4 protein-coding genes are annotated in these 20,914 nt (G+C 42.1%); 3 read left to right on the forward strand and 1 reads right to left on the reverse strand.

The annotated features are described in order from the left end of the window. Positions 1-271: 271 nt before the first annotated feature. Complete coding sequence (locus tag LKE01_RS08075) at positions 272-973, reverse strand: hypothetical protein (protein WP_056981620.1); 702 nt, start codon at positions 971-973, stop codon at positions 272-274. Positions 974-1,631: 658 nt separating this feature from the next. On the opposite strand from LKE01_RS08075, the gene LKE01_RS08080 reads away from it, so the two are divergent. The 3 genes from LKE01_RS08080 to LKE01_RS08090 all read left to right on the forward strand — a co-directional run bounded on the left by LKE01_RS08080 (position 1,632) and on the right by LKE01_RS08090 (position 20,898). Then, on the forward strand, positions 1,632-5,489 hold the full coding sequence (locus tag LKE01_RS08080) for an MFS transporter (RefSeq protein WP_056981618.1): 3,858 nt from the start codon (positions 1,632-1,634) through the stop codon (positions 5,487-5,489). Positions 5,490-5,531: 42 nt separating this feature from the next. After that, a protein-coding gene (locus LKE01_RS08085; RefSeq protein ID WP_109249140.1) for an IS3 family transposase occupies positions 5,532-6,601 on the forward strand; the annotation gives its coding sequence in 2 pieces (ribosomal slippage) (positions 5,532-5,769 and positions 5,769-6,601; 1,071 coding nt in all). Positions 6,602-6,798: 197 nt separating this feature from the next. Beyond that, complete coding sequence (locus tag LKE01_RS08090; protein WP_146979219.1) at positions 6,799-20,898, forward strand: hypothetical protein; 14,100 nt, start codon at positions 6,799-6,801, stop codon at positions 20,896-20,898. The last annotated feature ends 16 nt before the right edge of the window (positions 20,899-20,914 follow it).

Genomic DNA, 20,914 nt, shown 5'->3' on the forward strand with positions numbered 1-20,914 from the left:
AATGTTTTATTAGTGGTTATTTTAGTTTTTGCACTGACAGAAGTTGCCGGTTGCACTGCGAACAATGAAAACGCAGCTAGTCCGGTGATTGCCCCCGTTAAGATAATTGACTTGTTCATGAAATCCCCCCTTGGACACATTATATGTCAGAAGGGGAAACTGTGCCAATTTCACGGACTGTTTCAAATGTTTCATGTGAAACATCAATGGAAACACAAAGCAGGCAACGAGTTTCGCACTCGTTGCCTGCTCTTATTAGATTCAACCAATGTTACTTAACGTCGTAATTGAATCCTTGAATAATTTGTTTAACGCTCTTTTTGACTGCCGAATTAACCTTGGCTTTGATCCGCTTTTGAACCTGTTTATTAGTCGCGGGGTTGGCCACGTTCTTCCCAGCAGCTTTGGCTTTCTTATACTGCTTGTTCGCTGACTTCTCCAGTTGAGTGGTGTACTGCTTTTTCAGTGTCTGCGCTGAATATTTGTTGGCGTAGCTCTTAGCGGGAGACTTGGCCGTTTTAGTAAAGATGTACGACTTTCCGTTGGCACTGGGTACCCGGCCACCGTTATGGTATGCCAAATGAACCTGGTAAGAATTGTTGCTCAGCTTTTTGATTGGGAAATAGTATTTCTGATTGAGCAGATTTCCCTTGGTATTCACAAATTTGTATTGTGAGGTAAAGGTTGTTCGATCTTTACTGATGTTGTTAAGCACCGGCATGCCAATCTGGAGTTCGGGCTTATTAAAATCACCAAAAATCAGGATTGTTTGGACGCCCTTCTTTGTCTCAAGGTATTTCCAGTGGAAGGCGAACCGGGCTTTGTTGCTCTTGAAGTAACCGGTTGGACCGCTGATTTCGCTCTTATCGAAGGTGTTGCTGGCTTTGACGGGCGTTGAACTGGCAGTGAATGCGAGCAGCAGGGATGCAGCGCCGACAATTCCTGCAAGTAGCTTGGGATTAGTTGATTTCATAGTGATGTCCTTTCATCTATCTTTTAAATACTTCCTATTGTAAGTGTAAACTAGCAGATTGAATTCCGGAACCACATTTCACCAGTTTCCATAACTTTGCACACTTTGACAAAATGTGTGTATTCAATGGCAGAAAGGTCAATGTTACGCTATTCATAGTTACAGCAGTGCAGGCAATATTTGTCTTGAGTTGCTATAACGGGTTCATCCTCACGCAATCGAGAGTCATTAGATGCGGCAGTCTGTTGATTCGAGGCTTGGCAGCCTGTCTCGGTTAGGCGAAGGAATTGTCAGTGAACGCTGAATTGATGAAATTAACTGGACGGCTGGCACCGTCCAGCCAATGCACGTTGCGTCTATGTGGGCGGCACCACATCGGACGTGTAACACTGCGTCTAGGTGGGTGGCACCACATAGACAGCACCAAAGGGGATCTATTGTGGGTGGCACCTCAATAGATAAGCACCATTGGATCTACATTGGTTGGCAGCCACAATAGATATTCAATGGTCATTGTCAATTTGCAGATTTCAGAATTCAACAGTAGATATAGATAAGGGGGATTGGTATAACAAACATTCAAATAAACAAGTGATTTTTACCACGCGTTTTTCAGCTTCACAGTTATTCATAGGAAAGGATGTGAAACATATCCGCCATGAAAAAGAGCAGCAAACGTGGCTTACGGATTATCGCTAGTCTTTCGACAGTGATTCTGATGTCACCGCTGTTTGCTAATTCTTCAGTTCAGGTCATGCTTGGTAATGAGTTAAATGCTCACGCCGATGCACACGCGAAAACACCTGAGGGAGACAAATCAGTTCATAAAGCATTTACACCAAAACGTAAAAGCCAGCACGCGATTGATTCCTCCATTAAGTATTCTCACAAAGTGTCAGTGTTGAAAGTTTCTTTGAAACCAACGGCCACCAACTACTTTAAGAAAGGTGATCAGATTCACTTCAAATTTAGTAGCAGGAACGTTAACTTGAAGAATTTAAAAGCCAGTTATCAAAAATCGTTACCATTCTCCTACAAACGGGTTAATGATCACGAACTGGTCTTAACTTTCAAGAAGTCATTAAATTCCGGGTTGTACGGACAAGCTTATGCGATCCCAACCAAGAATAGAAAAATGACAACGAAGGTCAAAGGAACGTTTGATAACACCAAGCTAAATATTAAGAATGATGACATTCATTCTTATCAATTGGCTTCCAGGGCTCACAAGGCTAGCTCCAATGCCGCAGCTTCGCAGAACACTGCAAACCAGCAGAATACTACGAATCAGCAAAGTACTGCGAACCAGCAAAGCACCGGTACCAACAATGCAACGACTCAACAGCCACAAACAACATCGACTACGAGTCAAGCAACGAATAATACTGGTACCACAACCGGTACTCAACAGACTGCAGCAAGTCAGCAGACGCAACCGAGTTACACTACTAACAATAGGAAACAAAGTTCCGTCAGCCAGTCAGCAAACACTTCGTCGAATCAGAGCTACGTAAGTACACAAGGCAAAGCTGTTGCAAAATCTTCAACAGGAGGGAATACCTCAACCAAGGTTAATCAACCTCAAGCAAGTAAAGTTGATGCATCTACATCAACCACTCCTGCACAGACTGCAGATACCACAAGTTCGTCTGATCAAACACAGGCTCAATCAACTTCTACAAGTTCCAATCAGACAACTTCTACTCAGGCATCTAACACAACAGCAACTTCTTCTGCAGATACGAAAGCTGCTGCAACTGACCAATCGAACGTCACCACAAACAGTGATGGTTCCATTTCTCAATCACAACAGCAGAATGTTAATGCTTCAGATGCATACAACACCGCTTTGTCACGAACCACAATCAAACAGGGTTCATCCTCAAAGGGTTATGTTTCAACACCAGTTCCAGCTGCGAGTGATCCGGAGACAACATATAACAAATATGCCAGTCAACAGGACACCACAACAACTGGCCAGACATCTGAAACTGTTCAAAATGGTAGTACTGCATCATCTACTACAACTACCACCAGCACCACGGGTTCAAATACTCAAAGTAGTCAAGCAGCGACTACACCAACAACTGCTCAAGCTAATTCCACTGGAACAGTGAACACAGCTGCTGGAAGTCAGAATACTTCGACTACAGATCCAAGTAAAACTACAACTGCGAATAGCAACAATTCTTCAGAGCAGAATTCCGAAGGTCAAGCTATTTATAACGCAGTTAAGAAAAATGTTTCAGATCAAACATCCACTTGGGCATCTGTCAATGAACAGGGCGAAATCATCAAAGAGTATCCTTGGATTCTCAAAGATATCGCTTCAAAGATGGCAGCCAACCAAGACACTAAAGGTCAGGTTTGGAAGTATGCGGTTCCTATGACAACCGGTAAAACGGCATTAGTCACAATTGATGGGCGTTCGAGCACATCAAAAGCTGATAAGGGAACGTTGGCAGCTTCCATGCCGGAATTGTTGAAATCCCTTGGGAATTCTTCAAAGACCGGGATGTTTGATGAAGCAGTTGATGTCGATATTTTGAAGCAGTCAGATTATTATAAGAATCTACAAACTGAGCAGAACAATTTACAAAATGCTTCAGCCAAGGATGCTTATAACACTGTCTTGGGTTCAACAAGATTTTCTCAAGACAATGGAACTTTGGATACTTCAAAGTATGTTACCGCTCCAACTCCTGACGCAAGTGATCCTCAAGCAACTTACGCTAAGCTTGCTGCAGAACAACAGAACGGCAGCAGTCAAACATCAACGACGACTACTGAAAATTCAGACGGTACTGCGATTTATAACAATATCAAATCACAAGTTGCCAACCAGACTAAGTCATGGGCTGACACTACCGAACAAGGCGAAATCGTCAAGGATTATCCTTGGATTTTAAATGATATCGCTAAGCGGATGGCAGTTGCCGGTACAAATGACAATCAGGTTTGGAATTACAAGATTCCTTTGACGACTGGCGAGACCGCATTAGTTACGATCAATGGCAAAGCAGATACAACAATGCCAAGTTCATTGACTGCCACGATGCCACAATTGCTTAAGTCATTGGGTTCATCAGCCACACCAGGAATGTTTAACGATGCAGTTGATTTTGATATTTTACAAAATTCACATTACTATAAAGGTCTGAAAATGCAGAGCCAGGCACAAGCAAATCCAAGTACCGGTTCAGAGTCAGGTAGCGGATTAGGTTCGATTCTTGGAGGTTTCTTCAATCCACTTTCAATTATTTCAAACATTGTCGGTGCCTTTCTCACAGTGTCAACTATTGGTAGCTTAATTGCGGTTCCAGTAATTGCGCACGTTGCCATTTCAGCAGTCAAATCAATTTCAAACATTGTCAAAGTTACCGGTGCAATTGTCGGTGTTGCCTTGAAGGCTATACCATTTATCGCGCCATTATTCATCATTCCAGCTATGATTACAATTGCCGGAATTATGTTTAATGCACCATTAATTATCGGCGGATTGCTTCTTGCTAAACCTGTAATTGATGCCGTTGCGACAATTGGAACAGTCATTACAATTGGAAATGTGATTGGAACAATCGGTACGCTCAGTACTCTTGGAACCATCGGCGGTGCAATCGCTCTTGGAACCATGGGAATGATCGGAACTGCAGTTGCTGTCGGTGCATTAGCTGCCACAGCACTTCCACTCATCTTCAAGACAATTACGAACATTGCCAGAAGCGTCGTTTCACTTGCCAACTTGGGAACCTTTATCGCTGGTTTCGTAATTGGTACGATCAGCGCGGTAACCACAACAATTTCCATTCTCGGTCATTTAGGTCTTGCTGTTCCGTTATTAGCTGTTACTTCAATTGCTAATCCAATTCTTTCAGTTATCTCAGCATTGGCCTTTGCAATTCTCACAGGAAACATTCTCAACCTCGGCACTGGTTTAGTAAATGTGCCACTCCTAGCTGGATTTGCAATTGGCGCATCACTTGTCACATTGATTGTGTCAATCTTAGGTCGTCAGTTGTTCAACTCAGCTATATCAGCAGTTAATCAATTCATTCAAGGTGCAAAGAACGTGATTCGAGCACTTGCATTGGGATCACTTATCCCGGCGTTCGTTTTGGCACCAGTACTGATTAAAATTGCGATGGCTTTCTTAGCACTCATTCCACTTGCTGGTTGGGCTCTCAAGAAATTCCTCGATAATATTCGATCAGGTTTGAATGCATTGAAACAATTCACCAATGTTATTTTCTTTGCTGTTCCATTAACAGCAATTGCTACGACAGTAGCTACAACAGTTACAAAAGCTATCAATAAAACTGGTAGCTTGGTTACCACAACCCTTGGTCCGCTGGCCATTCGCCTGGTAGTTGGTGCTTTAACTTTGGCCACCTTACCATTGACGATTGCATTCGGTGGATTACCATTCGTTATCATCAACATGGCTAACCGTCTGTTCCGCGACTTGGTTACGGGAACGGTTTGCTCCTATACTGAAATTTGGTACCAAAATCATTAGATTTTGTGTCATAATGATAAAAATCAGAATAGGAGTTTTTTTATGAAATATTATTCAGATGAATTTAAAAACAACATCGTTAAGCTTTATCACAATGAAAATCGTTCAAAGAAATCCTTAGCCAATGAATATGGGGTTCATCCAACCACCATCAGTCATTGGATCAAGCGGGCCAAATTAGTTGAACTACCTGACGGTGGCGTAACGAGTGTTGAAGCCTTCAAGCAACTACAGAAAGAAAACCAGCAGTTAAAAGAAGAAAATGAAATTTTAAAAGCAGCGGCGGTGTTACTGGGAAGGCATTAGGCAAAGTTAAAGCCATAGACTTTATCAACGAACAATTATGTAAACACCGCCTCTGGATAATCTTGAAAGCCTTAGGGCTTTCTAAAAGTACGTATTATCATTGGAAACACTATCAGATAAGTCGTCATGATAAACAAGATACGATTTTAAAAAGCCAGATCTTTGAAATTTGGAAAAATAATTATAAAGCCTATGGGTACCCTCGGATCACAATTGCCATGAGAAGACTTGGTGTAGTCATTGGCCCCAATCGTGTCTACCGATTAATGCAGGAGTTAGGCATTCGATCACTAATGGGGCGGCGTTTTAAGAAGCCAGGCACTCATGTAGATTATTCTCAACGGCCTAACTTGATTAAGAACCATCCAATTGGAACTATTTGGCGTGCTGACATAACCTACCTAGAACTAAGACCAGGCACTTGGGTTTATCTAAGTACCATCTTTGACCAAGCTAGTAAGCAAATCATCGCTTTCAACATTGGCAAGGAGATGGCATCGAAACTGATTATTAAGACATTGTTGCAAGCCTTGAGCAGGGCTTCTAAGCCAACCTTTTTGCACTCTGATATGGGTTCACAATACACCAGTATTGCTTATGAAGGCCTGTTAAAGCGGCACCTGATTAGGCATTCATATTCCAAACAAGGTTATCCATATGATAACGGTCCGCTCGAAGCTTTCCATTCGCTACTTAAACGAGAATTTATTTTTCAAACACGTTTTACTAGTTTTGAGGACTTAGTCCTCAGAGTTGAAAATTACATTAACTGGTATAACACCGAAAGAATTAGGATAAACGGCTAATTTTTTTAGTACCAAAACTTGACGTAGGAGCAGTTAAACTCGTTGCTAAAGTAAATTCTTTAGCCGCAAATGTTGTTACTAATATTGAAAGTCAAATTCAACAAGTCATCAAGACAGTTGTCAGTCCGGTTGTTGCCGGTGCTGCGCTCCTTAACGGATTGTTGTTTATAATACCAGCGATTACTGGTATTAAGATTTTGACATCTCCAATATTGGCAATATTGAGTTTACCGCTCACTATTCTTACAAATATCTTAGTACCAAGTATCGCAAATCTACTGTTACCCGCAATTGCATTGATTGGTACCGCCATTACTTTGCCGCTTGTTTCCGGCTTGGTCGGCTTACCAATCATGATGCTGTTGGGTACAGGATTGCATAACATTGTTTCATCAATTTTGAATTTACCACTTCTTCTTTTGGGAAATGATTTAATCAGTTGGTTCCCAGCATTCTTAGCTGGTTCAATTGCTCAAATCACATCACTTTTGAAGAATGTGTTACCGCTTGTCTTTAGTGCATTGATCTCATTTGGTCTGCCACTTGTTTTGCTGCCATTGCAATTAATCGGTTCCACAGTATTGGGATTGATCTTGCCATTTGGCTTGAAGTGGTTGGCACTCGCCCCGGTTGTTCTTCCAGCATTGATTGCTTTGGGATCACAACTTAAGTGGGTTTTGGATGCCGTTAAAGATGTGATCGGTACCGTTATTAAATCTGTTTTGTCTGTCATTAATACTCATTTGCTTTTAGCTGCCATTACGATTATCCCAACGATCCTCAGCTCGATATTCAATACATTATTTGGATTCGGTCCGCTGAGCGTCATTGGTGATCTGATTAATACGTTGAACAAGATGTTTGTGAACAACTTTATGCTGCCACAATTTGTTGCGTTCGCAGTTAAGCTGATTGCTGGTGCGGTTTCAGGCATTCTTAAAGCAATTAACAATGGTATCTTTAATCTTATCTCGAACTTGTTGAAGGGCTTATTCCATTTGAAAGGCATCACTGGTTTGCTTGGCTTATTACTCGGAATTCCAGCCATGTTCTTCCAAGGTTTGCTCAACAATTTGATTCCTGACATGATCGCAACTTTAGCCGGACTATTGGTCTTGGCATTCAACTTATTGATTTCAACACCATTAATGTTCCTTCACGGTATTGGCTCAGCTCTTGGTCGCTTATTGTTGATCAACTTATTGAACCCAATCCTTCAACTAGGAAACGATTTGATTAGCTGGCTGCCAGCACTTGCTGTTGGAACAATCTTGAACGTCATCAATTTATTTAACGGTTTGATTACCCAAGGACCAATCGGTTTATTCTTGTTCGGTTTGCCTTTGGTATTAAATGCCGGTTTGTTGCTTGCTAATTTGCTCGCAATTCCAACCTTCATTTTGAATCTGATCGGAAACTTCTTCGGTCTCTCCAACTTAATGTCGTTAATCTTCCCATTGATTGCGGCCTTATTGTTGGGTGCCGGACTCAAATTGATGTCAGGTCTTACCACAATTTTGAACCTTATCGGATTACTCGGACAACTGGTTTTGAGTGGGTTAACCATGCCGCTTTGGTTGGTTATTCCAGGACTTAACCTGGTTCGCAAGCTGGCTTTCTGGACAACTCTTCTGTTAGGTTTGCCAAATGCATTGTTCAGCTTCATCGGTAATCTTGGTTCACAATTGCTCAAAGGAATTTGGTCCGCTTTAACTTCATTACCATCAACTTTAATCAAAGCATTGTTCTCATTTGCCCGAAATGTCATTTCAACGATGATCAAAGATACGTTGTTGGCACTTGGCGCATGGATCCTTGGTTTATTAGTTCTTGGCGGGTTAAAGCTCGCTGGCAATGTCATTAAGACTTTGCTTCAGTTAGCTAAATTCTTCTTAGTTACTTTACCATTAACAATCGGCGGCTTGATTCTTTCAATCCTTGGATTGTTGGTTCTCAATGGCGCTATTGGACTAGGATTAATTCTTTTGTCCAACACATTGTTAAATGGTTTGGCTTTAATCGTTACCGCTGGCTTACTTGCTTTACCAGCATTGGCATCTCAATTTATTTCCAATGCCGTTAAAACATTTAGCCTGGCTGCCGTTTTGACTTTGAACTTGTTCCAAGGTCTCTTGAAAATTGGTAACCGATTGGTAATGGACTTTGTCCTCGGATTCTTGAACCTCTTGAATTTTGCGGTCAAAGCCGTCGCTGGATTGCCGACATTATTCGGTGCGCTCGCAACCATCGTAACTGCAATCCTTCCTGTCCCTGGTCACTTACTGCTTTCAAGCATCTTACTTGCCTTAACAGTTGGTTCAGTACTTGCCAAGTTAGTTGCATTACCATTGGATCTTTTGACCAATGCGTTGAACTTGCTGAAGATCGGTCAATTGTTATTAACAATTCCAGCCATCATCGCTAAGTTCATCGGTGCAGTTATCTTGAGTCAATTGATTGGTGGGCTGACAGGTCTCCTGTTGCTCCCAGTTGTATTGTTGAATCAATTGATTGGCGGCGTGATCGGATTGGCTCTCGCTGGTTTGAATGGTTTGATTAAATTAGCTTTGCCACTTGTACTTGGTGCACTTGGCTTAACTCTTTCAATCGCTATTCCAACCGTTGTGCTTGGAATCCGTGTCTTGGGTGATTTGTTAAAGAACAACCCATTATTGGCATTGATTATCCTTGCATTACCAGGACTGATTCCAGGATTAAATCTGATTCTTGGTGCCGTCGGAATTGCTTCTGTATTCGGATTAGCCAAGAATGTCCTTAAATTATTACTTTCACCAATCACAGGTATTTTGAACTTCATCAAGAACGGCCTGATTGCCTTATTAGCATTTGGTGCTTTAGCTGTTTTGGGTGCTGGTGCCGGCCTGTTGCTTGGTCTGCCATTATTTGGCCTGCTTGCCCTTGGCATCAAAGGCTTATTGGATTTGGCACAATTGCCATTAAAGATCTTCAACGGCTTCATTGGTAACCTGATTCCAGCATTGATTGCTGGTTCAATTACCGGATTGATTAGATTATTAACAAATGGTGGTTTGTTCGGTCTCCTCAAATTATTGGTTATCATTCCAGTTATTTTGAACGGTTTGCTGACGGCATTAATTCCTATTTTGAACGGAATTACTGTTCCACTTGCTCTCATTGCAGCACTTATCGAATTACCATTGACCTTGGTTGAAGGCCTGATCAATAACCTCAATGCCGGTCTTCTTGGCTTGCTTGGCGGCCAATTTGTAAAGGGTATTCTCAACTTGATCAACGGTGTTCTCAATGTGCTTGGACCAGTTTTGGGAATTCTTCTTGGCATTATGTTGCCAACTCTCTTAATTGGTTTGACGGCCAACATCATCTGGATCTGGTTCTTAGCCCCAATCGTGTTGAACCTCGCAGTTGATCCAATCACTGACTTTGTTGGCTTTATGATCATGCTTTACACAATGTTCCTTCAACCAGCTCTCTACATTGTCTTCGGAATCATCACGATTCCAGTGACATTGGCATTGTTTATCGGCATGTTTGCCAACTGGTTGAATCCATTGAGATTTATTTTCCAGACGATTTCTGACTTTGGTACCTGGTCATTGATTTGGCTTGGCCTTGGTAGCTTTGCTGCCATTGAACTTCTGAAGTTGTCATTACTTGGCCTGTCCTTGATTCCAGGTTCCGGCTTAGTTGCCTGGTTGGCATTAACCGCAGCAGAAATCGGCTTGGTTGCTTTAGTTGCACAATTTGTTTTGAACACAATTCCATCAATTATCTATGCTTGGGGAATTGTCATTCTCTTTGTTGCAATTGGTGCGATCGTTATCTTCCTCCAAGAATTCTTGAATCTCGGAATTAACGTTCCATCTTACTTGAGCTACTGGATTTTACTTCCTTTGGCTACAATCCTTGGAGTTGCCGGCGTCTTGATGTCATTAACACTGATGCTTGCATTTGATACGCTTGCACTCTTAACTCAATTACCATTGATCATTGGAAACTTGTCATTTGGATTATTAGCCGCATTTGTGACTAATCCAATTTCAGCTTTGTTGGCCAACGTCGTCTTCGGTGTAATCGGTGTGGCATCAATTGTCGCATTTATCGCTGGAGCATTTATGGTTGGTCAAACATGGCTGGCGGCAGTCTTCCCATTTGATCTGTTTATTTACTATCTCATTATGGAAAACCCAATTTGGGAACTCGGCCAATGGGCTGGATTATTCCCAATCATTGGTTGGATCGCCGCTTTGGTTGACGATATTCTCTGGTTGGCTGTCGGTACGTGGATTCCTGGAATCTTCGCAGCCTTGAACTACTCGATCTTTATTTTGACGGCAGTTCCACTCGACTTTTCAGCTGTCATCGGTGTGTCATTGTTGCTTGCTACTGGAATTAACGGCTTACTCCTGTTGCCGGTACTTCTCATTGGCGCAGCGATGACCCTCGGATTGATTGCTTTACCAATCGTGATCCGATACGGTTTGCAAATGTTGCCTGACTTGTTGTTCGGCGTTGGTGTCAACATTGTCTTCACTTGGTTCTTAGGTCCGTTGTTCCTTGACTTGGCCGTAAATCCAATTGCTGATTTTGTCGGCTTCATCATTATGCTGTACACCATGTTCACTCAACCAATTCTGTACTATGGCTTTGGAATCTTCTTGATTCCTGCTACGATCCTGATGTTTGCCGGGATGTTTATCAATTGGTTAAATCCATTACACTATATCTTTGATGGAATTTCCACTTTTGCCAAATTTGCATTGCCAACACTTGCAGTATTAGGTATCGGTGCCATTGATTTACTCCGTGTATCAGCTGGATTGATTAGTCTCATTCCAGGAGTTGGATTGATTAGCGCATTCACTCTTGGACTGGCTAAATGGGCCTTGATTGGCTTAGTTACCGCCTATGTCATTAACACCATTCCTTCAATTCTCGCGGGAGCCGCAATTGTCTTCCTGCTGGTTGGAATTGGTGCGATTGTCATTGTGCTTCAAGAAGTATTGAATATTGGGATCAACGTCCCATCATATCTGAGTTACTGGGTATTATTGCCAATGGCAGTAATCCTGGCAGTGACAGCTATCTTGATTACCTTGCCACTGATGCTCAGAGATGACTTTAATGTCACTTTGTTGGCATTACCATTTATTGTAAATAACTTAGGGCTTGGTTTGATGACTGGCTTAATTGCCAACCCACTTGCAGGGATCTTTACCGCACTTACATTTGGTGTTCTCGCAGCGGCTTCAATTCCAGCCTTCCTTACCGGATCATTTATGATTGCCGAATCTTGGTTATCATCAATCTTCCCACTTGGATTATTTGCTTATTACCTGATTATGCAAAACCCAATTTGGGAAATGGCCAACTGGATTGGATTATTCCCAATCATTGGTTGGATCGTTGCCTTAATTGTTGATGTTGTTTGGATGATTGTTGGTACTTGGGTACCAGGGATGCTTGCACTGTTGAATTACGCAATCTTTATTGCGACCGCAATTCCAGCAACATTCTCCGCAATCATCGGCGTTTCACTGGGGTTATCCCTTGGACTGGTCGGCTTGCTTGGTCTACCAATTAATCTGATTGGCGGCGCAATTCTCCTCGGAGCTTTGGCATTGCCATCGATTATCGGTACTGTATTAAGTCTTGCAGGCGGTGTCTTCTATGGGATTGCTGCTAATATCATCTTCACTTGGTTCTTAGGACCAATTGCTCTTGATTTGGCAGTCAACCCAATCGCTGACTTCATTGGATACGTCATTCAGCTTTATACAATGTTTGAACAACCATTACTTTACTTTGTATTTGGTGCAATCAGTATTCCAACAACTGCCTTGTTCTTCATCGGTATGTTTACGAACTGGTTGAATCCACTGAGAATTCTTTTCCAAGGTCTGACCGACTTTGCCAAATTTGCATTACCAACTATCTTGTTGTTAAGCATTGCAGCAGTTGTTGGTTTGCAGATTTCCGACTTATTGATCAGTGTTGTTCCTGGGATGGGATTGTTGGCATCACTTGGTTTGTTCAACGGAATCATTGGATTGGTTGGCTTAATTGCTCAATACGTGATTAACGTTATTCCTTCAATCCTTTCACTTGGTGCGATTGCCTTCTTGCTTGTCGGAATTGGCGCAATTGTCATTATCCTTCAAGAAGTCTTGAACATCGGTATCAACGTTCCATCGTACTTGAGTTACTGGGTTCTTTTACCGATGGCTGCAGTCTTAGGTGTCCTTTCGGTCATCTTGGTATTGCCATCGATGTTAGTAGGCGACTTGTTCGCAACGCTCCTTGGTTTACCATTTATTGTTGGTAACTTAGGGCTTGGCTTACTCGAGTCATTCCTTGCAAATCCAATTGCTGCAGTTCTTGCCGCATTGAACTTCGGAATCCTCGGCATCGCCTCAATCCCAGCATTCTTCATTGGGACCTTCATGATTGCCCAAAGCTGGCTTTCATCAGTCTTCCCAATTGCTGAATTCTTGTATTACCTTGTTATGAACAATCCAATTTGGGAGATGGCTAACTGGATTGGCTTGATTCCAATTATCGGTTGGATTGTCGCATTAATTGTGGATGTCTTATGGCTTGTCGTAGGCGCTTGGGGCACAGGAATTATGACTGTCTTGAACTACTCAGTTTGGGCATTGACAACCATTCCACTGGTATTTTCAATGATTACCGGCGTTTCCTTGTTGCTTTCCCTTGGAATATTAGGAATCGCAGCTGCACCAATTCTTCTTCTTGGTGGCGCAATTCTTCTCGGATTGTTAGCTGTCCCAAGCATTATTAAGGCAGTTGTCAAAGCAATCTCAGGTCTCGTATATGGTATCGCTGCAAACACCATCTTCGTTTGGTTCTTGGGTCCACTCGCTTTGGACATCATGGTAAATCCAATTACTGATGCAATCGGCTTTATCATCATGCTTTATACCATGTTCTCACAACCTGTTTTATACATTGTATTCGCAGGGATCACAGTTCCGGTAACCTTCTTATTATTTGCCGGAGCCTTCATGAACTGGTTAAATCCATTAAGATATCTGTATCAAGGAATTACATTCTTTGCGAAATTTGCATTACCAATCTTAGCTTTACTTGGTCTTGGTGCGATTGACGGTCTTCGTCTTTCAATGCTGGGTCTGAACTTATTCCCAGGTGTTGGTCTCATCGGCTTCATTGCATTGACCATTGCTAAGTTGGGCTTAATTAACTTGATCGCACAATTTGTGATTAACGCAATTCCATCAATCCTTGCTTTGGCATTCATTGTCTTCATCGTTGTTGGTATTGGCGCCATCGTCATTGTGCTTCAAGAAGTCTTAAATCTCGGAATTAATGTTCCATCATACTTGAGTTACTGGGTTCTCTTACCAATGGGAGCAATGCTTGGTGTTGGCATTACGCTGATTGCCTTGCCATTGATGCTTGTTGGTGATCTCCTTGCAACTTTGGTACAGTTGCCAATTATTGTTGGTAACTTGGGCTTGGGACTGATCAGTGGTTTGTTCGTCAATCCACTTGCTGCCGTCTTGGCAGCCTTCAACTTTGGTGTCATCGGGTTGGCATCATTACCAGCATTTATTGCCGGAGCCTTCATGCTTGATCAAAGTTGGCTTGGATCAGTCTTCCCAATCGAATTAGCGATTTACTACACAATTATGGAAAATCCAATTTGGGATATGGCCAACTGGATTGGCTTGATTCCAATTATTGGTTGGATCGTTGCCTTAATTGTTGATGTGCTTTGGATGATCGTTGGTACTTGGGTACCAGGAATGTTTGCAACCTTGAACTACGCTATCTTCATCATGACGCAAGTTCCATTAACATTCTCAATGGTCATCGGCGCAGCAGAGTTCTTATCACTTGGGTTAGTTGGGATTCTCGGCTTACCAATCCTTCTCATGGGTGGAGCTGCATTGCTTGGTCTCCTCGCATTGCCAGCTGTTCTCTTGGGAATTGCTCGAACGGTGCTTGGTACCATTTACGGTATCGGCGTCAACCTCATTTGGGCTTGGTTCTTAGGTCCGATCCTGCTTAACCTGGCAGTTAATCCAATTGCCGACTTCGAAGGATTCATTATCATGGTTTACACGATGTTTGTTCAACCTGTCTTGTACTGGGGATTAAGCGGCATCTTCATTCCTGCTACCTTATTCTTCTTCCAAGGTTCGTTCACAAACTGTCTGAATCCACTGAATAATCTCTTCCAGGGAATTACTAATTTTGCTTATCTTGCGCTTCCATTGCTTGCCGTCTTAGGACTGGGAACCATGGATCTGTTCAGATTAGCAGTTAATGTGATTAGCTTGGTTCCTGGGGTCGGTTTGATTGCCGGTTTGGCATTATTTAATGCTAAATGGTTGTTAATTGGACTGATTGGTTTGTATGCTCTCAACGCACTTCCATCCGTCTTGGCATTGGCATTCATTGTCTTTATCATGGTTGGAATTGGTGCAATCGTCATTGTGCTTCAAGAAGTCTTGAATCTCGGAATTAACGTTCCGTCAAGCTTAAGCTACTGGATCTTACTTCCACTGGGCGCATTTCTTGGAGTCGGAATTACCTTGATTACTTTGCCATTAATGTTGGCAGGTGACTTGGTTGCGACATTGATTGCATTACCTGGAATCGTTGGAAGCTTAGGCTTAGCTTTGATCCTTGGATTTATTGCAAATCCATTGGCAGCCGTTATCGCTGCATTTAACTTTGCCGTATTGGGAGTCGCTTCAATTCCTGCCTTCCTTGCCGGAGTGTTCATGCTCGATCAAAGTTGGCTTGGATTCGTCTTCCCAATTGAATTATTTGCTTACTATCTGATTATGCAAAACCCACTTTGGTCAATGGCTCGTTGGATTGGCCTCATTCCAATAATCGGTTGGATTCTCGCCTTAATTGTCGATATTGTCTGGATGATTGTTGGAACTTGGGTACCGGGAATGTTTGCAACTTTGAACTACACCGTCTTTATCTTGACGCAAGTTCCATTGGCATTCTCGACTGTGATTGGCTTATCAATGTTATTGTCACTTGGTTTACCAGGTTTGATTTTGATCCCAATTGCGATCTTGATTAACTTGTTGCCAGTTGGCTTGATAGCATTGCCAATCTTCTTACCAGCAATGTTGATTTCCGGTTTAGTAAATCCATTGCTTAATATACTCAAGAACGTTGCTTCATTCATTACTGGCGGAGTCGTTGCATTAGCCGAAAAATTGTTTGGCAATAACTTCCTCAATAGCTTGTTCAGAATTGTTTTGAACGCCATTGTCTTAGCGCCTAAAGGATTAATCGGTATGCTGCTGACATTGCCGGCATGGATCATGAAACAAGTTCTTAAGCTCAATGGTTTCCTCAATAAGGCATTAGCCGGATTGTGGTCATTGATTTCAAATGTTATTACAGGATTGATTTTCTCAATTCCTGGCTCATTACTCAGTTCACTAGGTAATTTGTTCTTATCTCCAATCATCACCGGAATCATCAGCCTTGTTGGTCTTGGCATTCTTGGATTGTTAAATCTTTTGAACCCACTGACAAGCCTGATCATTCCACTAATTGGCGCCGGGTTGGTTGCTTTGGCACTCACTGCTGGTCAGATTGCCAAGTTCATTGGCACCTTGATTAAGACAGTATTGAGTGGTCTCAACTTAATTCTTCCAGCATTAAATCTGTTAAGAAGAATCGGAGTTATCAAAGCTGCTTCTCAATTGTTAAAGAATGTCTTTGATGTCTTGAACGATCTCAATCCATTCAAACTGTTTGCGGACTTTGCTAAGAATGTTATCTTACCAATGATCCTGTTCGCAACAGGCGCCTCAATTGTTCAAACGATTATTCGTCTTCTTGGTATGCCGCTGTTGAATTTGATTATTCCAGTGATCGCAGCCATCACAGGCGCAGTCATTTCAGTCTTGTTGAGTCCACTTGCTTTACTTGGATTGCCACTGATTGCCGGAATTGCTGCATTGATTCCGCTGGTATTGGCTCACATGAAGTCATTGGCTCAGGTTATCCCTGATTTGATTGGTCTAATCGGGCAGTCGTTATTAAACGGTGCGCTTGATTTGGCAAAATTATTACTCTTACCGTTGGCAGTGTTCACATGGCCGCTTATCGGCTTGGTTGATTTGTTGAAGAACGTATTCAATGGTCAACATCCATTTGTTAACGTGTTTGAGAAGATGAACAATGTTTTGAAGGATCTCTTAGGTCCGCTCTCAGCATTATTCTTCGACGGCATGAATGGTCTTGCAAACATCTTAGGTGCAGGACTTTCATTCCTGAAGTTCGTCGGTTCATTGTTGTTGCCAATCTTCCCATTGAATTGGATCTTGGCATTGAACCAGGTTCCAAAGCTGTTAGCTTCATTGTTTAACGGCTTCAAAGGTCTTGGAAACATTGCCGGGGATCTCTTAAATGACTTAGGTCGTTTGGCTCTCGGTCTTGGGGCTGCCGTACTTGCATCATTGTTGATGCCATTGGCACTCATTGGTTTAATCACCAAAGGGTTGACTGATTTGACACTTAACTTGTTCAAGAGTGGCATGTCACTGTTGTTCCAAGGACTCGCACAATTGTTTAAGAATGGTATCAAGTTCCTGTTCTCACAAATTCCTGTCATGTTTAAGAATATCTTGGGTGGTTTAGGTAACCTGATTAAGTTGGGTGTGCTTGCCTTACCTGATGTTTTGAACCCATTGCACGGACTTTTGATGGGAACCATGTTCCTTGGTGGATTGATTCCAGCAGTCGTTTCACTTCTCGGCTTGCCGTTTACCTTGTTCATCAAGCCGGTTCTTGATCTCATTAATAACCATGTGGTTCCAATCGCTGCCTTCTTTGGTTTGAGCTTGCTCAATACCTTATTGAATCCAATTACTTCTATCTTTGGATTCTTCAAGTCAGTCTTTGATACCATTAAGACTCAAAATAAATTGAACGGCATATTGAAAAATATTGCCAACTTCGTTAACACTGGTGTAAAGGGATTACAGATGTTGTGGCTGATTGGTCTTTCATTAGGCTCATTAGTATCGCACCTGATTACTGGAACAGTGGCTCTCTTGACTCACTTGATTACAAGTCACATCGGAAAGCTGTTGCTTAACTTAGCTGGATTACTATTCGTAGTAATCGGCAGTAATCCACTTAACGCCATTGGTTCGTTTGTTTCTAACGTAAAGAAGATGTGGAACGCAGGTCAGATAGTTCCAAAGGTCATTAAAGGCCTGATTCAGGGACTTATGAAGATCGGTTCAACCTTTACCTTCTTTATTCGCGGAATCAAACACTTGGGTGATTTACTTACCGGCTTCGCTATCGTACCAGGAGCACTTGGTGTCCTTGGATTCTTACGACAAGTTAACCAGCAAGTTGTCGTTGCCCCTCTTCAATGGTTGAATCATAATATTGTGTTACCGCTGATAGCTAATGGTCTCACTGGCTTAGGCTTAGCACTTCTTGCACCACTGGCATTCTTACCTACCTTGTTGTTGTCATTGCCTGGTAACAGGCTTGGCCGCTTGCTTCTCACATTGCCAATCGCACTTTTGGGCAACAGTCTTGTTCAATGGTTGCCGGCAATCGCCCTTAACGGTTTGGGAAGCTTGTTCAATGGTGGTAAATCATTCCTGCAAAATCTCCTTAAGACATTTGCCTTATCAGGAATTGTTGGTTTGATTACCCGCGAATTAAGCAAGGCATTTGGTAAGTTAGTCACATTTGGCTTGTTGATTCCAAACATGATCTTTGGCAACAACCCATTTAGCACTATTCATTCACTGATTAAGAACCTCGTGTTCCTCAAAGTGTTTGATACGGTTGTACCACTGATTGTCGCTGGTCTCTTACAGGCTGTCATGACAGTTAACTCATTTAAGAAGTTGCTTGGAAATGTCGTAACAGGCGTCAAGAGCTTCTTCAAGAATGGTTTGTTGTTCGCTGTCACTGCACCAATTTGGCTCATTTCAAATGGGTTAAATCAACTTGGTAAAGGCATTTCCAACTTGTTTGGAAAGGTCGCCGGCTTCTTCTTGAAGCTTGGTTTATTACCACTTCGAGTTCTTTCATTCAATGGTGTTCCTGAGTTTATCGGCAATATAATTGCTGGATTGGGTAAGGCATTCACTTATCCACTTGCAATTCTTAACGTCCTTAACCTCACCATTCCTGGTTGGCTTTTGGGTCGATTGTTGACTCACTTGGTTGATCTTGGAAGTCTCGTAAAGATCGTTTCAGGATTTATTCCTGGAATTGGTTCAATGTTATTTGCACCAATTACCATCATCTTTAATCTTGGTAAACAGATTCTGTCAGGCTTGTTCAACTTAGGTCTGAAAGGAATTCTCGATGGCCTCAACACAAACGCTGTCAACCTGGTTAACGCAATTGAGTTTGCTATTTCAACTGTCAATGATGCACTCACGAGTGGTCTGAAGCAGATGATCATGAACTTGATCGGCGTTATCACATTTGGAATCACGATGGTTGGATTATCACTCTTAGGACGCTTAATCCCAACCGTTAAAGTTCCAGCATGGCTTGATAACCTGTTGAAGACAATTGGTCAAATCGCCAAAACTGTTCTTGTATTCAACATCGGCGTATTAGCCGGGTATTACCTGAATAAGAAGATCTTGGTTCCAATGATTAAGCTTTTGGGATTACCAGTTTTGCTGGCAGGGTTACTACCGTTTATCGGTATCGGATTGCTTAATAACGGATTGAAGAAGCTCGGAAATGTTTTGAAGGACTTCTTACTTCCATTGTTCGGTGGTCTGCTAGGATCATTACCAGTATTACTTGGTCTATTGCCAATTATTGGATTAGGATTACTCAACAACGGCATCAAGCAGCTTGGAAATAACTTGAAGAGCTTCTTGCTTCCATTGTTCGGCAGCCTACTAGGATCATTACCAGTATTACTTGGTCTATTACCAATCATTGGATTAGGATTGCTCAACAACGGTATCAAGCAGCTCGGAAATAACTTGATGAGTTTCTTGCTTCCATTGTTTGGCAGCCTACTTGGATCATTACCAGTATTACTTGGTTTATTACCAATCATCGGTATTGGATTGCTTAATAACGGTATTAAGCAGCTTGGAAATAACTTGAAGAGCTTCTTGCTTCCATTGTTCGGCAGCCTACTAGGATCATTACCAGTATTACTTGGTCTATTACCAATCATTGGATTGGGATTACTTAACAACGGTATCAAGCAGCTCGGAAATAACTTGATGAGTTTCTTGCTTCCATTGTTCGGTGGTCTGCTTGGATCCTTGCTTGGTCGCTTGTTGAATCAGAACAATAACAATAACTTTAACATCAATATTAACGTCAATGGTTTACCATTGTTGTTAGCATTGACACCTCTAATGAGTACTTTAACCATTCTCGGAAATGCTGCAGCTGCCCCAATTAAATTGTTAACATCAATCTTGCCAGGATTGATTCAAACATTATTTGGCGGTAATAAGATTATTATCTTACAAATCTTGATTCCAATTATCATTCCTTTGATAATTCCAATATTGTTGGTTGCACTTCTTCCGGTTGTTTTGCCAATCATCTTGGTCGCTTTACTTCCGGTAATCCTACCAATCTTGATTCCGATTCTGCTAATAATGCCAGTCATTGTTCTTGGATTGCCAGTCCTTGTCGCATTGATTGCATTATTACCAGTCATCATTGGCATTCCATTAATCCTGCCACTCCTGTTACCGGTATTGATTCCAATCATCGGCGCAGCTGGCTTGATCAGATTCGTTACATCATCGTTTGGTGGTACCGTGAATACTCAAGTCACAAACAGTAAACCATCAGAACCCGCTGGAACATCAGGTCAACCTAATGTTTCTGTGAACGTTCCGGGCTTACCAAGTACTTCTGGAAATTCAAATAACGAAGGAACCAGCCAGGTCCCTTCAACAGGTAATAATGTTGGAGGGAACCGCCAATTCCCTTCAACCACACCAAATCATAATGGCAACGCACCCCGTGGCAATGTCACTAACGGAAACGGTCATAACACTGAAAGTTCCGTCAATAGTCAGTCGCAAGTTTCTGGAATAACGAACGGGATGACGACGCCAAAGTCAACCGTCTCAGTTCCAGATTCAATGACTGATATGAATGGACTGAAGTCTCAAAAGGAATTGCCTCAAACAAATGAGAACCATGCCAATCAACTATTGATCGCAGTATTAGGATTGATTCTAATGTTGCTTGATGTTCTTGGTTATGTATGGATTGCTCGACGTCGTAAGTTTTCAGTAGATTAGTTGTTAATTAATTTGA

The sequence above is a fragment of the Lentilactobacillus kefiri genome (genome assembly GCF_007989105.1).
Classification (GTDB): Bacteria; Bacillota; Bacilli; order Lactobacillales; family Lactobacillaceae; genus Lentilactobacillus; species Lentilactobacillus kefiri.

Excerpts from the sequence above, each read along its gene's own strand:
- LKE01_RS08075 (WP_056981620.1), bottom strand. The coding sequence starts at position 973 with ATGAAATCAACTAATCCCAAGCTACTTGCAGGAATTGTCGGCGCTGCA.
- LKE01_RS08080 (WP_056981618.1), top strand. The coding sequence starts at position 1,632 with ATGAAAAAGAGCAGCAAACGTGGCTTACGGATTATCGCTAGTCTTTCG.